The sequence below is a fragment of the Nocardia cyriacigeorgica genome (genome assembly GCF_029868385.1).
In the GTDB taxonomy this organism is placed as follows: Bacteria; Actinomycetota; Actinomycetes; order Mycobacteriales; family Mycobacteriaceae; genus Nocardia; species Nocardia cyriacigeorgica_F.
This window is the reverse complement of the sequence record NZ_JARWNX010000024.1, coordinates 31,500-51,079: the sequence shown is the minus strand read 5'-3', so window position 1 is coordinate 51,079 and position 19,580 is coordinate 31,500. Positions and strand designations below refer to the sequence as shown.

Below are 19,580 nucleotides of genomic sequence, written 5' to 3'. Positions count from 1 at the left end.
TTCGGCCAGGCCTGCTGGCCGTTCCTCGATGCCCGCGCCCGCGCGGGGGCCGGCCGCCGCTGGGCGGTGGGGCGCATTCAGCGCGGCATATCGGACAGACCGCCCGCAGGCATCGGCGCCGGTTCGACCAGCGCCGGAGGGCCTGGATGCTGTTGCGGAGTCACGGCTTCCGCACGTAGGTGCGCGATACCGATGAGCACGGTGACCGCCACCGCACTCAGCAGCGCGGAGATCGCGAGCACGGCGAAACCGACCTGGGCGCGTTCCACCCGCTCCTCGGGCCGTGGCGCGTATCCCGACGGCGCGAGGCGGACCGGACGAGTGTCATAGCGGACCACACCGGCCCGCGGCCCGGCGGCGCGTGGGCGACGATCGACCGGGCGCTGAATGGCACTGCGGGTGGATCGCACACCACGGGCCGGGCGGAGACGAACCACCGCCGCGGATGCCCGCCCGCCGCCCGTTCGGCGGCCGGGCACCGACCCGCGCGCGGGCGCCTCCAGCCCCTCGCGCTCACGACGAACCGGACCGGGTCGCACGGTTGCGGACCTGCCTGCCTCCCCGTGTGCGGCTGTGGCCGTATCGATTTCGCTGATCGCTGTGCTCATCGGACAAACCTCCGTGGTGGTACCCCGTCGTTGCTGTCACCCGCCGCGGTTCGCGACGGACGGTCGCTCTACCAGCGGACTTGCCGCCCTGTCGATCCTCATTCGATCACATGTTCGAAAGAACTGATGTTCGATTTCTACCACGGCGCGCCGACAAAGTCAGTAGAAACGCCGGACATGCCTCGAACAGATGTTTGATACATCGCGCCGACCGGACTAGATTCGAACCACGACATCGACTCCGGTACGGCGCGGTCGAGCCGGGCACCGACACGAAAGGGCGGCAACGGTGAGCCAGAAAGACGGCACGGGCGACGGGAGCGGTCTCGGCACCGAAACAGCCGGGACCGGAACGGATCTCACCGTGCGTCAGCGGAAGGTGCTGGAGGTGATCCGCACCTCGGTGAGCGAACGCGGTTATCCGCCGAGCATCCGCGAGATCGGTGACGCGGTCGGACTCACCTCCACGTCCTCGGTGGCGCATCAGCTACGCACCCTGGAACGCAAGGGTTACCTGCGCCGCGATCCGAACCGTCCGCGCGCCGTGGATGTCCGCGGCCTGGACGAGGCGGTACGCGCGGTCACCAGCCTCGCCGCGGTGGGCGGCAGCGCCGATGCCGATGTCGCGGTCGATCCCGATCGGCCCACACCGACCTTCGTTCCGGTGCTCGGCCGGATCGCCGCCGGTGGCCCGATCCTGGCCGAACAGGCTGTCGAGGATGTCTTCCCCCTCCCCAAAGAGCTGGTGGGCGATGGTTCGCTGTTCCTGCTGAAGGTGGTCGGCGAGTCGATGGTCGACGCCGCGATCTGCGACGGCGACTGGGTGGTGGTCCGCCAGCAGAACGTCGCCGACAACGGCGATATCGTCGCCGCGATGATCGAGGGCGAGGCGACGGTGAAGACGTTCAAGCGTGCGGGCAAGGATGTCTGGCTGATGCCGCACAATCCGCATTTCGAACCGATCCCCGGTAACGACGCCCAGATCCTCGGCAAGGTCGTCACGGTCATCCGCAAGATCTGAGACGTCATGCCCAGCGTTGCGGCGGTCAGCTGATGTCGGCGGCTGCCGTCGGGACGCCGGGCACTGTCGACCCGGACCTGGTCTGGTACGCCAGTTACGGCTCCAATATGAACCCGCGACGCCTCGAGTGCTATCTGCGTGGCGGTGTGCCCGAGGGCGGGGTGATGACGCTGCCCGGCTGCCGGGACACCGCACCGCCCCGACGCTCGGTAGCGCTGCTATTGCCCGGGATGCTGTACTTCGCCACCGAATCCGCCGTCTGGACCGGCGGACGCGCCTTCTACGACCCCGATATCGCCGACCACACCGCCGCACACGCCTACCTGCTCACCGCCGCCCAGTTCAGCGATATCGCCGCACAGGAGATGTACCGCGCACCCGGCGCCGATCTGGACTTCTCGACCGCGCTCGGCGCGGGCCGCGCCCGCTTCGGTCCCGGCCGATACGAGACCCTCGTCTACGCCGGAACCCGCGACGGCTATCCCATCCTCACCTTCACCGCCCCCTGGGGATGCCGGGACGTCCCCGGTAATCCACCGGCTGCCGCCTATCTGCGCCACCTGGCCCACGGCCTGATCGCCTCCCACGGATGGACCGTCCGACGCACCGCCACCTACCTCGCCACCCGCCCCGGCGCAGCCGCGACCTGGACCACCGAATCCGTGATCGCAGTGCTGGACGACACTTCGCCCCGGCCACGCCCCTGACCACGGTCCGCTCGGCGAAACCAGGACGCGGCGCCGGTTCGAATCACATCGGTCGCGATCACGCCGATACTGGTGACCACCACATCGGCGATCGACGTCGCCCGGTCGACAGTGCGGGCCGAACAGACCCGTACCGATCACATTCACCAACGCGGCGCGGACCCGATCCGATCCAACACAGCACGGCTACCGGATCGAACACACATGGGAAGCCCCCCCCATCGGGCACCGATACAGTGCGCCGACCCCGATCGAACACAGCACGCCAACCCCAATCGGGCACCGACACAGCATGCCCACCCCGATCGACTACCGACACAGCACCCGCACAACGATCGAATGCGCCGGCGTCGCCGCGATCACCGGCCCTGGTCCCCCAACGCCGCCGAGATCGCCTCGGCGCCCGCGCGGATCGCGTCGATGTAGCCCGCCCGTTCGGTGCGGCCGACCGCGGCCCGCAACGGCCCGATCTGCACCTCGTACGGTGCGCTCACACCATCGAACACCGGCGCCGACAGATAGCTGACCGGCAGTGATTCCGTCGCATCGATATCGGCGTCGGTATAGGGCCTTGCGGTCAGCCGCGACAACTGCCGCAGCACCCGCGAGCGCAGTTGCGGCTGTAACACCTCGGCGCCGACGGCCCCCAGCAGATCGGCGAGGACATCGACCAGACCGGCATCGTCGGCGTCGGGCCGGAACATCGCGTAGCCATTGCGCTCGACGAACCGCAGCAATACCGGCGCTTCCCGGCGCCGCGGCCCGGAGACCGGCGCCAGCCAGGCGCGACGTTCGGCGTCGGTGCGCCACGGCATCACCGCGGCCCCGGCCGGATACGCCAGCGGAAGCGATTGGCCCACACTCAAACCCGGTACGACTCGACTGTCCGCATACTGTTTGGCCACCACCGTCAGCCGGTCGCTCTCGATCCGGCTGAGGGTCGCACCGCAACCCGCGGCCTCGGCCAACGCGGCCAGCTCGGCCAGCACCGCCGCGCCGGGAGCGCCGGGTGGAGCGGCCGACAACCGTGCCAGCGCAGCACCGGGCCGGTACCGGAGGTCACCGTCGCGGTGCACCCACTGCGCGGCGCTGAGTTCGGCGAGTACCGCGGTGACGGTGGCGCGGGCCAGTGACAATGATGCCGCGATCTCCGAGGCACTCAACGCCCGATCGGCCGCGGTGAGCAACTCGACCACCGCGATGACACGTCGCGTCGGCGGCGACCCCGCTACAGACATTGTCGACCCCTTGTCGCCCGGCACACAGCGCCCTACACTGCATCGACTATTCGCCGAATAATAGTTGAGTATTCGACACCGAGGAGGTGCGGCGATGATTCTGGACCGATTCCGGCTCGACGGCCGGGTAGCCGTGGTCACTGGGGCCGGACGCGGTCTCGGTGCGGCGATCGCGACCGGCTTCGCGGAAGCGGGCGCCGATGTGGTGATAGCGGCCCGGACCGAATCCGAACTGCGCGAGGTCGCCGACCGGATCGAGGCGATCGGGCGTCGCGCGCACATCGTGGTGTCCGATCTCGCCGATCCCGAAGCGACGGCGGCGCTGGCCGGGGCGGCCGTCGAACAATTCGGCCGCCTCGACACCGTGGTGAACAACGTGGGCGGCGCCATGCCGAAACCGCTGCTCGACACCAGCGCCGATGATCTGGCCGCGGCCTTCACCTTCAATGTCGGCACCGCGCACGCCCTGATCCGCGCCGCGGTGCCAAAGATCCTCGACACCGCGGGCACCGGCTCGATCATCAATGTGACCTCGACGATGGGCAGGTTGCCCGGTCGCGCGTTCGCCGCCTACGCCACCGCGAAAGCGGCACTCGCGCACTACACCCGCAACGCCGCACTCGATCTGTGCCCACGTATCCGGGTGAACGCGATCGCGCCGGGATCGATTCTCACCTCGGCGCTGGCGGTCGTCGCGGACAACGACGAGATGCGCACGCGACTCGAACGCGCCACCCCGATGCGGAGACTGGGCGATCCCGCCGATATCGCGTCGGCCGCACTGTTTCTCGCCTCCCCGGCGGGCGATTTCCTGACCGGCAAAGTACTCGAGGTCGACGGCGGCCTCATCGCACCGAATCTCGACATTCCCCTTCCCGATCTGTGAGGTGACGACGATGACCTATCGCGTAGTGCACTGGGGCACCGGCAATGTCGGGCGACACGCGCTCGCCGGAGTGCTCGACGATCCACGGCTCGAACTCGTCGGCGTGCGGGTCTCGGGACCGGACAAGGACGGCCGCGACGCGGGCGAGCTGGTCGGCGCGCCCGCAACCGGCATCCTCGCCACCACCGATATCGAGCGCGTCCTTGCGCTGAAGCCCGACTGCGTCGTCTACACCGCCATGACCGACAACCGGCTCGTCGAGGCGCTGGAGGACCTGCGGATACTGCTCGCGGCGGGGATCAATGTGGTGGCGAGCGCACCGGTGTTCTTGCAGTATCCGTGGGATGTCGTCCCGGACGAGCTGCTCGTGCCGGTGGAAAAGGCTGCCGTCACGGGCAATTCGTCGCTGTTCGTCAACGGGATCGACCCCGGTTTCGCCAACGATCTGCTGCCACTGGCACTGATGGGCACCTGTCGGCGCATCGATCAGGTGCGCTGTATGGAGATCGTCGACTATTCGACCTACGACAATCCGGCCGTGATGTTCGACATCATGGGCTTCGGCAAGCCGATGGACGAGACTCCCCTGCTGCTGCAACCCGGCGTGCTGGCACTGGCCTGGGGCAGCGTGGTGCGACAGCTCGCGGCGGGCCTGGATCTGGAACTCGATGCGGTCACCCAGACCTATGAGCGCGTCCCGGCGCCGGAGACGTTCGAGATCGACTCGGGCACCATCGAGAAGGGCACCGCCGCCGGTCTGCGCTTCGAGGTGCGCGGCATGGTGGGCGAGCGCGCCGTCACCGTGCTCGAACACATCACTCGTCTGCGCGCCGATATCGCCCCGGACTGGCCGCATCCGGCCCGCGCGGGCGGCTCGTACCGGGTCGAGGTCACCGGCGAGCCCCACTACACGCTCGACCTGGCCATGTTCAGCGATCACGGCGATCACAACCACGCCAGTCTGGTCGGCACGGCGATGCGCCTGGTCAACGCCATACCGGCGGTCGTCGCGGCGCCACCGGGCATTCGCACCACGCTCGACCTGCCGCTGATCACCGGAGCCGGACTCGCGACACGCGGACCGCAAGGCTGAAGACTTCGGCCGGTTCATGACATCGGCCCGAGGCTCGGCGATCCACGCCCCGATACTGCGCCGCGCAGCACACCGTGACGAGCGTCCCCACGCGAGGTCCGCGCCCTCTACGTTGGTGGTGTCGTGAACGAGGCGCGGCGCACTGGACCCGATAACGAAGTACTCGTCGACGCCTTGTGTGCGCCGGTGACCTCGGCCATCCTCACAGCCGCGGCCCTACGGAACGGGCAGCGGGTCCTCGACGTCGGATGCGGATCGGGGACCCTGTCGGCCCGCATACGAGGGCCGGGGCCACCGGATTCCGGCGGGCCTAGCCACCCGTATGCGGCGCAGGCGTCGAATCGGACTCAGGCCAGTTTCAGGCTGCGGCCGATGATCTCCTTCATGATCTCGGTGGTGCCGCCGTAGATGGTCTGGATGCGAGCGTCCATGTACGCCTTGGCGATCGGGTATTCCTTCATATAGCCGTAGCCGCCGTGCAGTTGCAGGCAGCGGTTGATGAGGTCGAGCTGCTCCTCGGTACTCCACCACTTCGCCATGGCGGCATCCTCGACCGAGAGCTTCTCCGCATTCAGGTCCTCGATGAACCGGTCGACCATGATGCGCACCGCCGTCGTCTTGGTGGCCAGCTCGGCCAGTACGAAGCGAGTGTTCTGGAGCGCTCCGATCGGCTTACCGAAAGCCTTGCGGTCGCGCACGTACTGGACCGTCATCTCCAGGCAGGCCTCCATCGCGGCGGCGGCCATCACGGCGATCGACATACGCTCCTGCGGCAGGTTCTGCATCAGATGGATGAAGCCCATCCCCTCGGTGCCGAGCAGGTTGGCCGCGGGCACCCGCACATCGCTGAAGCTCAGCTCGGCGGTGTCCTGCGCCTTGAGGCCGATCTTGTCGAGATTGCGGCCACGCTCGAAACCGGGCATACCGCGCTCGACGACGAGCAGGCTGAAGCCCATCGCGCCCTTATCGGGGTCGGTCTGGGCGACCACGATGACGATATCGGCGTTGACGCCATTGGTGATGAAGGTCTTCGAGCCATTGAGCACCCAGTCGTCGCCATCGCGCACCGCGCGGGTCTTGATGCCCTGGAGATCCGACCCGGTGCCCGGCTCGGTCATGGCGATCGCGGTGATGATCTCACCGGAACAGAATCCGGGCAGCCACCGCTGCTTCTGCTCCTCATTGGCCAGCTCCAGCAGATACGGCGCGACGACATCGTTGTGCAGCGAGAAGCCGAGACCGGAGTACTGGCCGCGCACCGTTTCCTCGGTGATCACCGTGTTGTAGCGAAAGTCCTTCACCCCACCGCCGCCGTACTCCTCCGGCACGGCCATGCCGAGGAATCCCTGCTTACCCGCCTCGATCCACGCGGACCGGTCGACGATGCCCTGCTCTTCCCATGTCGCGTGGTTCGGCGCGACGTGAGTGTCGAGAAACTTGCGGAACGACTCCCGGAACAGGTCGTGCTCGGGTTCGAACAGTGTGCGCTCCACACCAACCTCCTAGTGACCACACGAACCGGCCCGCACCGGTCCGTCGTTGTCACCCACCGTACCCGGAATGAGAATGGCTGTTCACTTCACTCCCCGAATTCGCCGCCTCACCTGCTCGAGTAGCAGCGTCGACCATGATCAGAGGAGATTCACGACAAACGAAACCGCCGCAGCCGGTCGATGGCGCCGGTGGTGAATGCGGCCAGATCACCGCGCACCCGCCCGGTGAGGGTGCGTCCGGCATCGCGGTCGCGTTCGGCGAACAGGAACCGCAACTCCTCCTCCAACCCCTTGCGCACCACCGCGCGCAACTCCACGGCCGCGGCGCCGAGATCGGGGGCATCGCGCCACGGTGCCGGATCGATCGGTGCACCCGCGGCGAAGTAGAACCGTTCCGGCCGAGGCAGCGGCGTAAGGCCGATGCCGCGCACCAGCGGTGGGGTGAGTTCGCGGTTGATCCCGAGGGCCTCGACCGCCCACCGCAGTGGTCGCAGTACCGGATGGTCACCATCGACGACGATGTCGTAGGCGTCGTCCACCCCGATCATCGCCACCGGCACGATGGGCGCGCCCGCCTCGATCGCCATCCGGGCGAATCCGGTACGGCCCTCCCATTTCAGGTGGTACTTCTCGTTCTTGCGGCGCACCGCCTCCCGCCCGCCACCGGGGAAGACCATCACGGCCTCACCGCGTTCGAGCAGGGCCAGGCAGTTGCGGCGGGTACCGCGCACCGAACCGTAGTGGTGCAGCAGGTGCCGCACGCCGGGCACCGCGATGAGTACGTTCTCCGCGAGCCCGCGGATCAGTCTGCCGCGCCGATGCAATACCTCCGGCAGCAGCAGCGGTGCATCGATGCCGCCGAGCAGATTGTGGTTGCCGACCAGCAGCACGGGGCCTTCGGCGGGGATGTTCTCCAGCCCGTAGAACCGCGGGCTGGTCCACGCGCGCAGCGGTGCGAGCAAGGTCTCGATGATGCGCAGATCGGTACCGCTCAACGAGACCGACAGCGGCGCACCGTCGCTGAGCACGGCGGTCTCGGGTGGTGCGCCGGCGCCCCCTGGCACCGGCCCGACGGTCTCCGGCGGAGTGCCGGTCGGCCGATCACCGGAATCGGCCGAACCGGAACGGTCGTGCGACATGAACCCTCCTGATGTCGATTCGATGACGATAACGCAACGAAATCGACTGTGTCGCATCGGATATGCGGTCAGCGCTGACCTGCGACGTTGTTCATCCGCCGGACGTCGGGTCGATTACGACGCGGGCAGGTCGTCGGTGGCGGTACCCGCGTGTGCGTACTCCGCCAGCGCCGCCGCCAAGGCCTGCGGCACCCGCGCATGCACCCTCGTCCCCGATTCCTCGTGGCTGGAGCTGTCGATCCGGCCGTCGGCGTGGATGCGAGCCAGCAGGTCACCGCGGGTGTAGGGCAGCAGCACGCTGATCTCGACATCGAGTCCGCCGAGCACTTCGGCCAGCCGATCGCGCAGTGCCTCGATCCCGGTGCCCTTGTGCGCGGAGACGAACTCCGCCCCTGGCAGCAGGGCGCGCAGGCGGGTCAGCTCGACCGGGTCGATGGCGTCGATCTTGTTGACCACCAGCAGTTCCGGCGGTGCGGGCGTCCCCGATTCGCGGATCACGTCGGTGACGACCTCGCGCACGGCCTTGATCTGCTCGGCGGGCAGCGCATCCGAGCCGTCCACCACGTGCAGGAGCAGATCGGCGCCGGTGACCTCTTCCAGGGTGGAGCGGAAGGCTTCGACCAGCTGGGTGGGCAGATGCCGCACGAAACCGACGGTGTCGGTGAACACGACCTCGCGGCCGTCATCGAGTTCGGCGCGGCGGGTGGTCGGGTCCAGGGTGGCGAACAGCGCGTCCTGCACCAGTACGCCGGAGCCGGTGAGCGCGTTCATCAGGCTGGATTTGCCGGCGTTGGTGTAGCCGACGATCGCGACCGACGGGATGCCGCTCGAGGTGCGCCGCGCGCGCATGGTGTCGCGCGCGGTCTTCATCTCCCGGATCTCGCGGCGCAGCTTGGCCATCCGCTCACGGATGCGGCGCCGATCGGTCTCGATCTTGGTCTCACCGGGACCACGCAGACCCACACCGCCATTGCTGCCCGCCCGGCCACCGGCCTGACGTGACATCGACTCACCCCAGCCGCGCAGTCTGGGCAGCATGTACTCCATCTGCGCCAGCGCGACCTGCGCCTTGCCCTCACGGGAGGTGGCGTGCTGGGCGAAGATGTCCAGGATCAGGGCGGTGCGGTCGATCACCTTGACCTTGACGACCTTCTCCAGCGCGGTGAGCTGCGCGGGGGTCAGTTCACCGTCGCAGATCACGGTGTCGGCGCCGCTGCCGAGCACCACCGAGCGCAGTTCCTCGGCCTTGCCGGAACCGATGTAGGTGGCCGGATCGGGCCGGTCGCGGCGCTGGATCAGGGCCTCGAGCACCTCCGAACCCGCGGTTTCGGCGAGTGCGGCGAGTTCGGCCATGCTGGCGTCGGCGCGTGCGGCGCTGCCCTCGGTCCATACACCGACCAGCACGACCCGTTCGAGTCGCAGCTGCCGGTATTCGACTTCGGTGATGTCGGTGAGTTCGGTGGACAGCCCGGCGACTCGGCGCAGCGCGCTGCGTTCCTCGAGCTGGAGTTCACCGGCGGTGGGCTCGGGCGCCCAGCCGCCTCGGCGGGGGTTGTCGGCGCGACGATCGGTGTCGTCGAATTCGACGCCGTCGTTCTCGTCGGCGCCGTCGAACAGATCAATACCGTTGGTCATATCGAAAGACTCTGAATTCCTCATACACCATCCATGCTGCCACGAAATCCCAGCGCATCGCATGTGGATATTCGCCGGGCGGGTTCGATCACCGCGGCTGCCACCAGTCGGCGGCGATCCGTCCGGTCGCCACCAGCACCGATGGTCCGCGCAGCCACGCACGGCCGCCCTCGAGTCCCACCGATACTTCGCCGCCGGGAACCCGAACGATCACCTCACCGGTATCCTGCGTGATCCGGAAACCACTCGCGGCCAGGGCTGCGGCCGCGGCCGCCACCGTGCCCGTACCGCAGGACCTGGTTTCGCCGACCCCGCGTTCGTAGACCCGCATATCGACCGCACCTCCCTCGAGCGCGGTGACGATCTCGATGTTCACCCCGTGCGGGAACAGCTCGGGGTCGTAGCCGGGGGCCACCGTGAGATCGAGCGCGGCGAGCCCATCGGCGGTCAGCTCCGGGGCAACGCAGGCCAGATGCGGATTGCCGACGTCGATGCCTGTTCCGGGATAGGCCGCACCGGCCACTGTGGCGGTCGAGGCGCCGAGTTCGCGGACCTCGCCCATGCTCACAGTGACCTCACCGTGCACCGCACCGGCCGCATGCACCGTCACCGGGCGGGCGCCCGCGCGGCTGCCGACGACGAACGATTCGCGCGATTCCAGCCCGAACGCGGCGAGATAGTGCGCGAACACGCGGACGCCGTTACCGCACATCTCGGCGATCGAACCGTCGGCATTGCGGTAGTCCATGAACCAGTCGTCGGCGCCGACGCCGACCGGCAGTTCGGGCAGCACTCCCCCATCGCGCAATGCACCGGCTCGCGCGACCCGCAGCACCCCGTCGGCACCGAGGCCGCGCTGCCGATCGCACAGCGCGGCGATCCGCTCGGTGGTGAGCTCGAGGTGCACCTCGGGGTCGGGCAGCACCACGAAATCATTCTGGGTGCCGTGGCCCTTGGTGAACTCGATGCTGTCGGTATCTGGCACGTGCTGGCTGCCTCTCGTCATCGCGAGCGTCGGGGGAAGGTGACGGTCATCTGGCAAACGTCCGGCGCTGCCGGGAAATTTCGTACAGTGCGACGGCACCGGCCGAAGGCGCGCCGAGCGAGCTGGCGGTCCCGCCCATGGGGATGTCGACGATATCGTCGCAGGCCTGCGCCCAGCCCGCGCTCATCCCGGTGGTCTCGTTGCCGACGACCAGGATCGTGGCCTCGGTGAAATCGTGATCGAACACCGCGTGCGAGCCTCCTTCGTCGGTGCCGACGATGCGGGTGGGGATACCTCGGTGCACCTGTTGATCACGGAATTCGATGATCTGGGCGGGCCCTGCCGCGCGCAGCACCGGCACCGCGAACAGGGAGCCGGTGGAGGCCCGCACCGCCTGCGGGTCGTACTGATCGGCGCCGTGTCCGGTGACGATCACCGCATCCGCGCCGAACGCGTCCGCCGAGCGGATCAGCGTGCCGAGGTTGCCGGGCGAGTTCGGGCGATCGAACACCACCACCACCGGTGCGTCACCGGGATCACCGGGTGCGAAGGTCTCCAGTTCGATGGTGCGCGATTCGGCGACCGCGACGACCTCGGGCACGGTGCCGGACTTCTCGCCCAGCTCGGCCATCAGTTCCGGTACCAGCCCGACCTGCGGTATCTCGCTGGTCTCCAGCAGGTCCCGCGCCCAGTTCGACAGCTCCGGTGTGCCGAGCCGGTAGAGGAGGGTCTCCAATGGCCAGTCGTTGGCGAGGGCCTGGGTGATCGGACGCACGCCCTGCACCAGGAACCGGCGGTCGCGATGCCGTTTGGTGCGATTGTTCAGATACGCCTGCCATACCTGCACCGAGGCGTTGCGGGTGCTGATGCGTCGGGTCACTGCGGGGTCCGCTCCTCGAGGTCGGTGCCGATGTCTGGCTCGGCGGTCGCGAGCAGCGTGGCGACTGTAGCGGCAAGGGCGGGATCGGCGCCGTCCACCCAGCGCAACCGCCGATCACGCCGGAACCAGGAACGCTGCCGACGCACATAGCGCCTGGTCCCGATGAAAGTCCGTTCCTTGGCGTGGGCCAGATCGTATTCGCCGTCCAGACAGGCGAGAACCTGGGCGTATCCGATGGCTCGGCGAGCCGTCTGGCCGCTGCGTAGACCGCGATCGACGAGGCCGCGCACCTCATCGACCAGCCCGGTGTCGAACATCAGGTCCGTACGACGGGCGATGCGGTCGTCGAGTTCGGCGGTATCGCGGTCGACGCCGATGATGACGGTCCCCCAGCGTGGTCGGCCGATGACCGGCGCGGACGCCGCGAACGGCCGCCCGGTGAGTTCCACGACCTCGAGCGCGCGCACCATCCGCCTGCCGTCGGTCGGCAGGATGGTCGCCGCCGCGGCCGGATCGGCGGCGCGCAATGCCTCGTGCACCGCGACCACACCCCGTTCGGCCAGCAATGCCTCCCAGCGGGCCCGGACGGTCGGATCGGTGGCGGGGAAATCCCACTGATCCAGCAGCGCCTGGACATACATCATCGATCCGCCGACGATCACCGGTGTGCGGCCGCGGGCCATGATCGCCTCGACGTCGGCGGACGCGGCGGCCTGATAGGCGGCGACGGTCGCGGTCTCGGTCACCTCGAGCACATCGAGCTGATGATGCGGGATACCGCGTCGCTGCTGCGGCGCCAGCTTGGCCGTGCCGATGTCCATACCGCGATACAGCTGCATCGCGTCGATATTGACGATTTCACCGTCGAGGTGTTCGGCCAGGTCCAATGCGAGATCGGATTTGCCGGTGGCGGTCGGGCCGACCACCGCGATCGGTGTGGTGGCCACCGGGATGTCGGCGCTCACCGCTGCCCCACTCCGGTGTCCGGGCGCCATACGCTCACCTGATAGCCCACACCGAATGGTGCGTCCTGATAACGGGTATCGACAGCGGGATCGGTCGCGTCGGCGGCGAACACACCGGCCAGCATCTGGTAGGCGGCCCGCCCCTGGAGGCCCACCTCGGCGCATTCGGCCGGGTCCAGCGCGAGCAGGCCGCCGCGGTCGCCCGCGCTCAACGCGTTCTCCAGCACGGCTTGGCGGTCGGCGGCGCGTGGATGGAAGTAGCCGGGCGCGGATGTGGACAAGGTGGTGGCTCCGTCGGCGACGACGAGCACCCCGTGCGGTCGCGGATCGGCGTCCAGTTCGGCGCGCAGTTTCGCACCCAGCTCCGCGCATCGATCGACCGGACTGTCGGCGGCCACGATCCAGGCGTCGGCGACCGCGTCCGGCGCGACCTGTTCGCGCAGCCACGCCGCGATCAGCACCGGAAGCGGTAGCTCGGGATCGGCGCCGGTCGTGGCCGGTCCGGTGCCGGTGAACGCGACGGCACGATCCACCCCGAAACCACGGAAGGAGCCGACCGTCTCCGGTCCGGCCACCCGGTCGCATGCGCCGACGCCGAGCACGGTCCAGTGCGAGGTCACCGCCGCCAGCTCACCGACGGCGGCCAGCGTCGCCGCACGCACCTCGGCGACCGCCGCACCCGCGGTGAGGCCACCGCACAGCTCGGGAACCAGGATCGGCGGCGACGGAACGAGGGCCGCTAGACAGAACACGTCGTCAACGGTAGTCGCCCGCCGGAACGGCCCAGCGGCCCACCAGTCCCGGTGCGCGGGCGCGGGTTCGAGTGTCTCTGCCGGAAATCGGGCCGCAATTGCTAGTGTTCGAGGTACTCCAACCCAGGTCATCGCGGGTCGGGGTCCGTGGTGCCACACCGCGGTGCATGGTCGATCGATGTGGTTTCTAGGGCTCGGACCGGGTTCAATGGGATGAGCTAGGGCGTAACCAGGCAGCCGTGACGCGCGGCAGGGACGAGGAGCAATGACCGACAGCAACGGAACCGCGAAACCCGGCCCCGGCACCACCCCGCGACCGTCCGGAACGCCGAAACCCGGCGGCACTCCCCACCCGAAACCGCACGCCGTCAAACCACCGCCCGGCGCGTCGCACGAGCATCCGCATCCGGTCATCGTCCCCACGGTCACCGACCCCAGCGAATGGGGCCGCGTCGACGAGGACGGCACCGCCTGGGTCAAGACCGCCGATGGTGAACGCGAGGTCGGCTCCTGGCAGGCGGGCGATGCCGCCGAGGGCCTTGCCCATTTCGGCCGCCGCTTCGACGATCTGGCCACCGAGGTCGCGCTGCTGGAAGCCCGGCTGGCCGCGGGTGCCGATGCCCGCAAGACCAAGGCCGCGGCGCTGACCATCGCCGAATCGCTGCCCACCGCCGCCGTCATCGGTGATATCGAGGGCCTGGCGCGACGGTTGCAGGCCATCGCCGAGCATTCGGAGGAAGCGGCCGCGCACGCCAAGGAGGAGAAGGAGCGCGCCAGGCACGAACACACCGAGCGCAAGGAGGCGTTGGCCGCGGAGGCCGAGCGCATCGCCGCCGAATCCACCCAGTGGAAGGCCGCCGGTGATCGGCTGCGCGAGATCCTCGATGAGTGGAAGTCCATCCGCGGGGTGGACCGCAAGGTCGACGACGCGCTGTGGAAGCGGTACTCGAAGGCACGCGAGGCGTTCAATCGCCGTCGCGGCGCCCATTTCGCCGAACTCGATCGGGAACGCGCCGCCGCCAAGACCCGCAAGGAGGATCTGTGCGCGCGGGCCGAGGAGCTGTCCGGTTCCACCGATTGGGCGGGCACCGCCGCGGTGTTCCGCGATCTGCTCACCGAATGGAAGGCCGCCGGACGCGCGCCGCGTGAAGCCGACGAGGCACTGTGGCGGCGATTCAAGAGCGCCCAGGACGTGTTCTTCGCCGCCCGTAATGCCGCGGCCTCCGAACGAGACGCGGAGTTCGAGCAGAACGCCACCGCCAAGGAGGAGCTGCTCGCCGCCTACGCCCATATCGATCCCGCGCACGGTCTCGACGGCGCCCGCGCGGCACTGCGTGAACTCCAGGACAAATGGGACGCCATCGGCAAGGTGCCGCGTGAGCGGATGCAGGAGCTGGAAGGCAAGCTGCGCACCATCGAGAAGCGGGTCCGCGAGGCTGCCGACGCGCAGTGGCGGCGCACCGATCCCGAGGCCATGGCGCGGGCCGCGCAGTTCCGCGAGCGCGTCGCGCAGTTCGAGGAGCAGGCCGCCAAGGCCACCGCGGCCGGGAAGACCCGCGATGCGGAGAAGGCGCTCGAGCAGGCCAAACAGTGGCGGGAATGGGCCGAAGCGGCCGAAGGTGCGGTCAGTAACCGCTGACCTGTCGTAGACGAGACGAAGGCGCACCCGGCATCGGCCGGGTGCGCCTTCTCGTGGTGCAGTCGTTCGGTGGACTATGCGTCCGGCGCCCAATCGCAGTCAGGAGTCGCTGTCGCCGCGCAACCTGCGCCGGTCCCGGTCCTCCTCGGCGGCGGCTGCGATGCGCCGCTGCTCCTCGGCGGCCAGCTGCAATGCGGTGCGGCTCCAGACGACCCGAACCCAGTGGAAGGTCAGCACGACCGCGGCGATGGTGCCGACCACCAGGCCGATACCGGGTCCCGCACCCACATAGTTGTTCAGGCCCGGTGTCTGCCGATGCCAGATCGAGAACACACCGAACGCGCTGGCGATCGCCGAACCGGCGACCGCGATCCACGCCAGCACCCAGCGCCGGGTCATCAGCGCCAGCAGCGAGAATCCGATACCGAACACCACGACGAACCAGACGAAGATGCGGGAGGGCAGACCGATGTGCTCGGTCACCGCGGCCTCCGAGAACAGCAGCACATCGAACCCGCGGGCGGCACCGGCATGCGGCAGCACCAGCGACACCAGCAGCGCGAACACCGCGAGGGCGACGACCATCGCGCGCACACCGGGGTCGATCTCACCGGCGATCCGGCGTTCGACCGCGTCCAGATCGTCGCGGAACTGTTCGAAATCGTCGGTCTGCTCCACCGAGCTCACGGAGTCCTCGTTTCCTTCGGCTGTGTTGTCGGGTTCGGGTGGCACGGGCTGTTCCGCACCGCTATCGCGGGATTCGGCCGAGCCTGATCGAGCGGGGGCGCCACCGCTGGACTCGTCTTCCGTGCGGCGACCTGCGGCGCCGTCGGTGGACGCGGTGCCGGAGCTGGCATCCGATGTGGCCGGGCCGTCGGCCGCGGATGGCTGGTCGTCGGGGCGGGACCTGCCGTCGTCCTGTGGGTCACCGGGTTCGTGGTGCGGCTCGCTCATGTCCCGCATCCGGTGGCGCAGCCAGCGGCGGCGACCGGTTCCGGTGCGGGTGCGCCGATGCGCGGCAGGCCGAGGCCGACGCCGATGGGCTCGGTCTTGGGCGTGGTGCCGCGTTCGTGGGCATCGCCCGCGCGGGTGCGCCGATGGGTGCGCAGCGGTGCGTCGGCGATCAGATGATGCGGCGCGGCGCCGGTGATATCGACGGTGACGATGTCGCCGGGCCGGATCCGCTCCGCCGATTCCGGCCGGAAATGCACCAGCCGTCCGTCACGGGCCCGGCCGCTCATCCGTGCGGTCGCGGCGTTCTTCTTCCCCGCGCCGTCGGCGACGAGCAGCTCCACCTCGGTGCCGATGAGCGCGCGATTGGCGGCGAGGGACACCTCTTCCTGCACTGCGATCAGCCGGTCGTAGCGATCCTGCACGACCTGTTTGGGCAGCTGATCGGGCATATCCGCAGCCGGGGTACCGGGACGCTTGGAGTACTGGAAAGTGAACGCGCTGGTGAATCGCGCCTGCCGGACCACCTCGAGGGTCTGCTCGAAATCCTCCTCGGTCTCGCCGGGGAAGCCGACGATGATGTCGGTGGTGATCGCCGCATGCGGCATCGCCGCGCGGACCTTCTCGATGATGCCGAGGAAGCGGGCCTGCCGGTAGGAGCGGCGCATCGCCTTGAGCACCCGGTCCGAACCCGACTGCAACGGCATATGCAGCTGCGGGCAGACATTGGGGGTCTGCGCCATCGCCTCGATCACATCGTCGGTGAACTCGGCCGGATGCGGTGAGGTGAACCGGACCCGCTCCAATCCGTCGATGCCACCGCAGGCGCGCAACAGTTTGGCGAAGGCGCCGCGGTCGCGCGGCTGCTCGGGATCGGCGAACGAGGCGCCGTAGGAGTTGACGTTCTGGCCGAGCAGGGTCACTTCCAGTACACCCTGATCGACCAGGGCCTGTACCTCGGCGAGCACATCGCCGGGACGGCGGTCGACTTCTTTACCGCGTAGCGCGGGCACGATGCAGAAGGTGCAGGTGTTGTTGCAGCCGACCGAGATCGACACCCAGCCCGCATAGGCCGACTCCCGTTTGGCGGGCAGCGTCGACGGGAAGGCCTCCAGCGATTCCAGGATCTCCACCTGGGCCTCGTCGTTGTGCCTGGCGCGCTCCAGCAGCACCGGCAGCGATCCGATGTTGTGGGTGCCGAACACCACGTCGACCCACGGCGCCTTGCGCACGACGGTATCGCGGTCCTTCTGCGCCAGGCAGCCGCCGACGGCGATCTGCATCCCCGGCCGTTCGGCCTTGATCGGCGCGAGATGGCCGAGGGTGCCGTAGAGCTTGTTGTCGGCGTTCTCGCGTACCGCGCAGGTATTGAACACCACCAGGTCGGCCGTCTGTCCCGAGGCGGCCCGCACATAACCCGCATCCTCGAGCAGGCCGGACAAGCGCTCGGAATCGTGCACGTTCATCTGGCAGCCGAAGGTGCGGACCTCGTAACTGCGTGCGCCCGACTCCGCCGGGACCAGGGCGGGATGCGCTACTGCCTGTCCGATCGAATCCACCCGTCCAGGGTACGGGCTGCCCTGTGCCGGGTTCGCGCCGCATCGACCCCCGCGCGGCCGTCGTGCCGCAGGTCACCGGCGGATGCCGCGGGCGTCGGGAGATCCGGGCGGACCCGCGGGCGGCACGAACCCCCGCAGCTGGCCGCCAGGTTACGGCGACATGTCGATTCGGCGCGGCGACTCGGTGTGTCACGGAAAGACGCGCAAATCCGTGATTTCCGCTTAAGGTCAGGACCATGACCGACGCCACCGACGCGCCCGGAACGACCGGGGACGCCGACAGCGGGGACGCCACGGCGCCACCGATGATCTCGATGCGCAACGTCAATAAGCACTTCGGTGCTCTGCACGTCTTGCGTGATATCAACCTCGAGGTGCCCAAAGGGCAGGTCGTGATCGTGTTGGGCCCGTCAGGGTCCGGCAAATCGACGCTGTGCCGCACCATCAATCGGCTCGAGCCGATCGACACCGGCGATATCGCCGTCGACGGTGTGCCGCTGCCCGCCGAGGGCCGCGGCCTGGCCGCGCTGCGCGCCGATGTCGGCATGGTGTTCCAGTCGTTCAACCTGTTCGCGCACAAGACGATCCTCGAGAACGTCATGCTGGCGCCGATGAAGGTGCGCAAGATCAAGAAAGACGGCGCCCGCACCAAGGCCATGGAGCTACTCGAGCGGGTCGGCATCGCCAACCAGGCCGACAAGTACCCGGCGCAACTGTCGGGTGGTCAGCAGCAGCGCGTCGCCATCGCGCGCGCATTGGCGATGAATCCCAAGGTGATGCTGTTCGACGAGCCGACCTCCGCGCTCGACCCCGAGATGGTCAACGAGGTCCTCGAAGTCATGGTGTCGCTGGCCAAAGAAGGGATGACCATGCTGGTGGTCACCCATGAGATGGGCTTCGCCCGCAAAGCAGGAAACCGGGTGCTGTTCATGGCAGACGGTCAAGTGGTCGAGGACGCCGCGCCGGAAGCGTTCTTCACCACCCCGAAGTCCGATCGGGCCAAGGACTTCCTCGGCAAAATTCTCAGTCACTGAGCTGCCGAGCCGCCCACCGACCACCATCGAAAACCGAATGAGGGAAGAAGGAACTCGATGAGGATCAACCGTGCGCTCCGTCTCGGAGTCGGGGCCATCGCCCTGGCTCTGGCCGCCGCCACCACTGCGGGCTGCGGTAGCGGAGACGACAAATCCGCTCTCGACCACGCCAAGGAAGGCAAGCTGACCATCGGCATCAAATTCGATCAGCCGGGTCTCGGTCAGCGCAATACCGACGGCACCTACAGCGGCTTCGATGTCGAGGTGGCCCGCTATGTCGCGGCCAAGCTCGGCGTGCAACCCGACGGGATCACCTTCAAGGAGGCTCCGTCGGCGCAGCGCGAAACGCTGATCGAGAACGGTCAGGTCGATTTCATCGTCGCCACCTATTCGATCACCGATCAGCGCAAGGAGAAGGTCGATTTCGCCGGGCCATACTACATCGCGGGCCAGAGCCTGCTGGTGAACGCGGGCAATACCGATATCACCGGTCCGGACACGATCACAGGTCAGACGGTGTGCTCGGTCAAGGGTTCCACCCCGGCCCAGAACATCGAGAAGAACTTCCCCGATACGCAGTTGCAGACCTACGACACCTACTCGCTGTGCCTCGAGGGTCTCAACAGTGGCGCGGTCGGTGCGATGACCACCGACGACATCATCCTCGCCGGTTACGCCGCGCAGACGCCGGGCCGCTACAAGCTGGTCGGTGAGCGGTTCACCACCGAGAACTACGGGATCGGCCTGAAGAAGGGCGATCAGGAAAGCCGCGACAAGATCAACGACGCGATCGAGGCGATGATCGCCGAAGGCGCCTGGGACAAGGCCTTCCAGGATTCGGTCGGCCGCGCGGCTGGCTACCCCACGCCGCCCGCCCCGCAGGTGGACCGGTACTGATCCGATGATCGATCGCGGTGGGCGTCGTCATGCGCCCACCGCTCGGTCATCCGATCGCCGGTCCTTTCCTCATTTCACGATCGGAGGCGCGCACCCAC

The 19,580-nt window shown here is 68.4% G+C and carries 18 protein-coding genes; 7 read left to right on the top strand and 11 right to left on the bottom strand.

Translation table 11 applies throughout. The annotated features are described in order from the left end of the window. Positions 1-77: 77 nt before the first annotated feature. Entirely contained in the window at positions 78-608 is a 531-nt protein-coding gene (locus tag QH168_RS04170) for a hypothetical protein (RefSeq protein ID WP_280233057.1), read from the bottom strand. Between the two features lie 289 nt (positions 609-897). Between QH168_RS04170 and lexA the strand changes: the two genes are divergently transcribed. Together lexA and QH168_RS04160 are read left to right on the top strand one after the other, a co-directional pair. Beyond that, complete coding sequence (lexA, locus tag QH168_RS04165; protein ID WP_432421026.1) at positions 898-1,629, top strand: transcriptional repressor LexA; 732 nt, start codon at positions 898-900, stop codon at positions 1,627-1,629. Between the two features lie 32 nt (positions 1,630-1,661). After that, positions 1,662-2,336: a histone deacetylase gene (locus QH168_RS04160; RefSeq protein WP_280233056.1), complete on the top strand. Its 675-nt coding sequence runs from the start codon at positions 1,662-1,664 to the stop codon at positions 2,334-2,336. 359 nt (positions 2,337-2,695) lie between these two features. Here the strand turns inward: QH168_RS04160 and QH168_RS04155 are convergent, their stop codons facing one another. Further along, positions 2,696-3,574, bottom strand: a complete 879-nt coding sequence (locus QH168_RS04155; protein ID WP_280233054.1) for a helix-turn-helix domain-containing protein — start codon at positions 3,572-3,574, stop codon at positions 2,696-2,698. Between the two features lie 94 nt (positions 3,575-3,668). Here QH168_RS04155 and QH168_RS04150 point away from each other — a divergent pair, with 94 nt between their 5' ends. Continuing rightward, positions 3,669-4,460, top strand: a complete 792-nt coding sequence (locus QH168_RS04150) for an SDR family oxidoreductase (protein ID WP_280233053.1) — start codon at positions 3,669-3,671, stop codon at positions 4,458-4,460. A 10-nt stretch (positions 4,461-4,470) separates the two neighbouring features. After that, on the top strand, positions 4,471-5,553 hold the full coding sequence (locus QH168_RS04145; protein WP_280233050.1) for an NAD(P)H-dependent amine dehydrogenase family protein: 1,083 nt from the start codon (positions 4,471-4,473) through the stop codon (positions 5,551-5,553). A gap of 347 nt (positions 5,554-5,900) precedes the next feature. Here QH168_RS04145 and QH168_RS04140 read toward each other — a convergent pair whose 3' ends face one another. The 7 genes from QH168_RS04140 to QH168_RS04110 form a co-directional block, all read right to left on the bottom strand. Beyond that, the gene (locus tag QH168_RS04140; protein ID WP_280233049.1) at positions 5,901-7,046 is read right to left on the bottom strand and encodes an acyl-CoA dehydrogenase family protein; all 1,146 of its coding nucleotides are present in this window, start codon (positions 7,044-7,046) and stop codon (positions 5,901-5,903) included. A gap of 149 nt (positions 7,047-7,195) precedes the next feature. After that, positions 7,196-8,185: a lysophospholipid acyltransferase family protein gene (locus QH168_RS04135; protein ID WP_280233048.1), complete on the bottom strand. Its 990-nt coding sequence runs from the start codon at positions 8,183-8,185 to the stop codon at positions 7,196-7,198. Positions 8,186-8,299: 114 nt separating this feature from the next. Further along, complete coding sequence (gene hflX, locus QH168_RS04130) at positions 8,300-9,820, bottom strand: GTPase HflX (protein WP_280233150.1); 1,521 nt, start codon at positions 9,818-9,820, stop codon at positions 8,300-8,302. 88 nt (positions 9,821-9,908) lie between these two features. Beyond that, complete coding sequence (gene dapF, locus QH168_RS04125) at positions 9,909-10,787, bottom strand: diaminopimelate epimerase (RefSeq protein ID WP_280233149.1); 879 nt, start codon at positions 10,785-10,787, stop codon at positions 9,909-9,911. 64 nt (positions 10,788-10,851) lie between these two features. Then, entirely contained in the window at positions 10,852-11,685 is an 834-nt protein-coding gene (locus tag QH168_RS04120; RefSeq protein ID WP_280233047.1) for a TrmH family RNA methyltransferase, read from the bottom strand. Further along, positions 11,682-12,680, bottom strand: a complete 999-nt coding sequence (gene miaA, locus QH168_RS04115) for a tRNA (adenosine(37)-N6)-dimethylallyltransferase MiaA (RefSeq protein WP_280233046.1) — start codon at positions 12,678-12,680, stop codon at positions 11,682-11,684. The genes QH168_RS04120 and miaA overlap by 4 nt, the downstream gene beginning before the upstream one ends. Next, positions 12,647-13,402 (bottom strand): hypothetical protein, encoded by a 756-nt coding sequence (locus QH168_RS04110; protein WP_280233045.1) that lies wholly within the window; start codon positions 13,400-13,402, stop codon positions 12,647-12,649. Before QH168_RS04110 ends, miaA begins: the two co-directional genes overlap by 34 nt. Positions 13,403-13,667: 265 nt before the next feature. On the opposite strand from QH168_RS04110, the gene QH168_RS04105 reads away from it, so the two are divergent. Further along, positions 13,668-15,041: a DUF349 domain-containing protein gene (locus tag QH168_RS04105; RefSeq protein WP_280233044.1), complete on the top strand. Its 1,374-nt coding sequence runs from the start codon at positions 13,668-13,670 to the stop codon at positions 15,039-15,041. Positions 15,042-15,140: 99 nt separating this feature from the next. On the opposite strand, the gene QH168_RS04100 is transcribed toward QH168_RS04105, so the two are convergent. Together QH168_RS04100 and miaB are read right to left on the bottom strand one after the other, a co-directional pair. Then, on the bottom strand, positions 15,141-15,728 hold the full coding sequence (locus QH168_RS04100; RefSeq protein WP_280233148.1) for an Rv2732c family membrane protein: 588 nt from the start codon (positions 15,726-15,728) through the stop codon (positions 15,141-15,143). A 263-nt stretch (positions 15,729-15,991) separates the two neighbouring features. Further along, on the bottom strand, positions 15,992-17,551 hold the full coding sequence (gene miaB, locus QH168_RS04095; protein ID WP_280233043.1) for a tRNA (N6-isopentenyl adenosine(37)-C2)-methylthiotransferase MiaB: 1,560 nt from the start codon (positions 17,549-17,551) through the stop codon (positions 15,992-15,994). A gap of 305 nt (positions 17,552-17,856) precedes the next feature. Between miaB and QH168_RS04090 the strand changes: the two genes are divergently transcribed. Both QH168_RS04090 and QH168_RS04085 read left to right on the top strand, forming a co-directional pair. Then, complete coding sequence (locus QH168_RS04090) at positions 17,857-18,585, top strand: amino acid ABC transporter ATP-binding protein (protein WP_280233147.1); 729 nt, start codon at positions 17,857-17,859, stop codon at positions 18,583-18,585. A gap of 57 nt (positions 18,586-18,642) precedes the next feature. Next, positions 18,643-19,482, top strand: a complete 840-nt coding sequence (locus QH168_RS04085) for a glutamate ABC transporter substrate-binding protein (protein WP_280233041.1) — start codon at positions 18,643-18,645, stop codon at positions 19,480-19,482. Positions 19,483-19,580 lie beyond the last annotated feature (98 nt).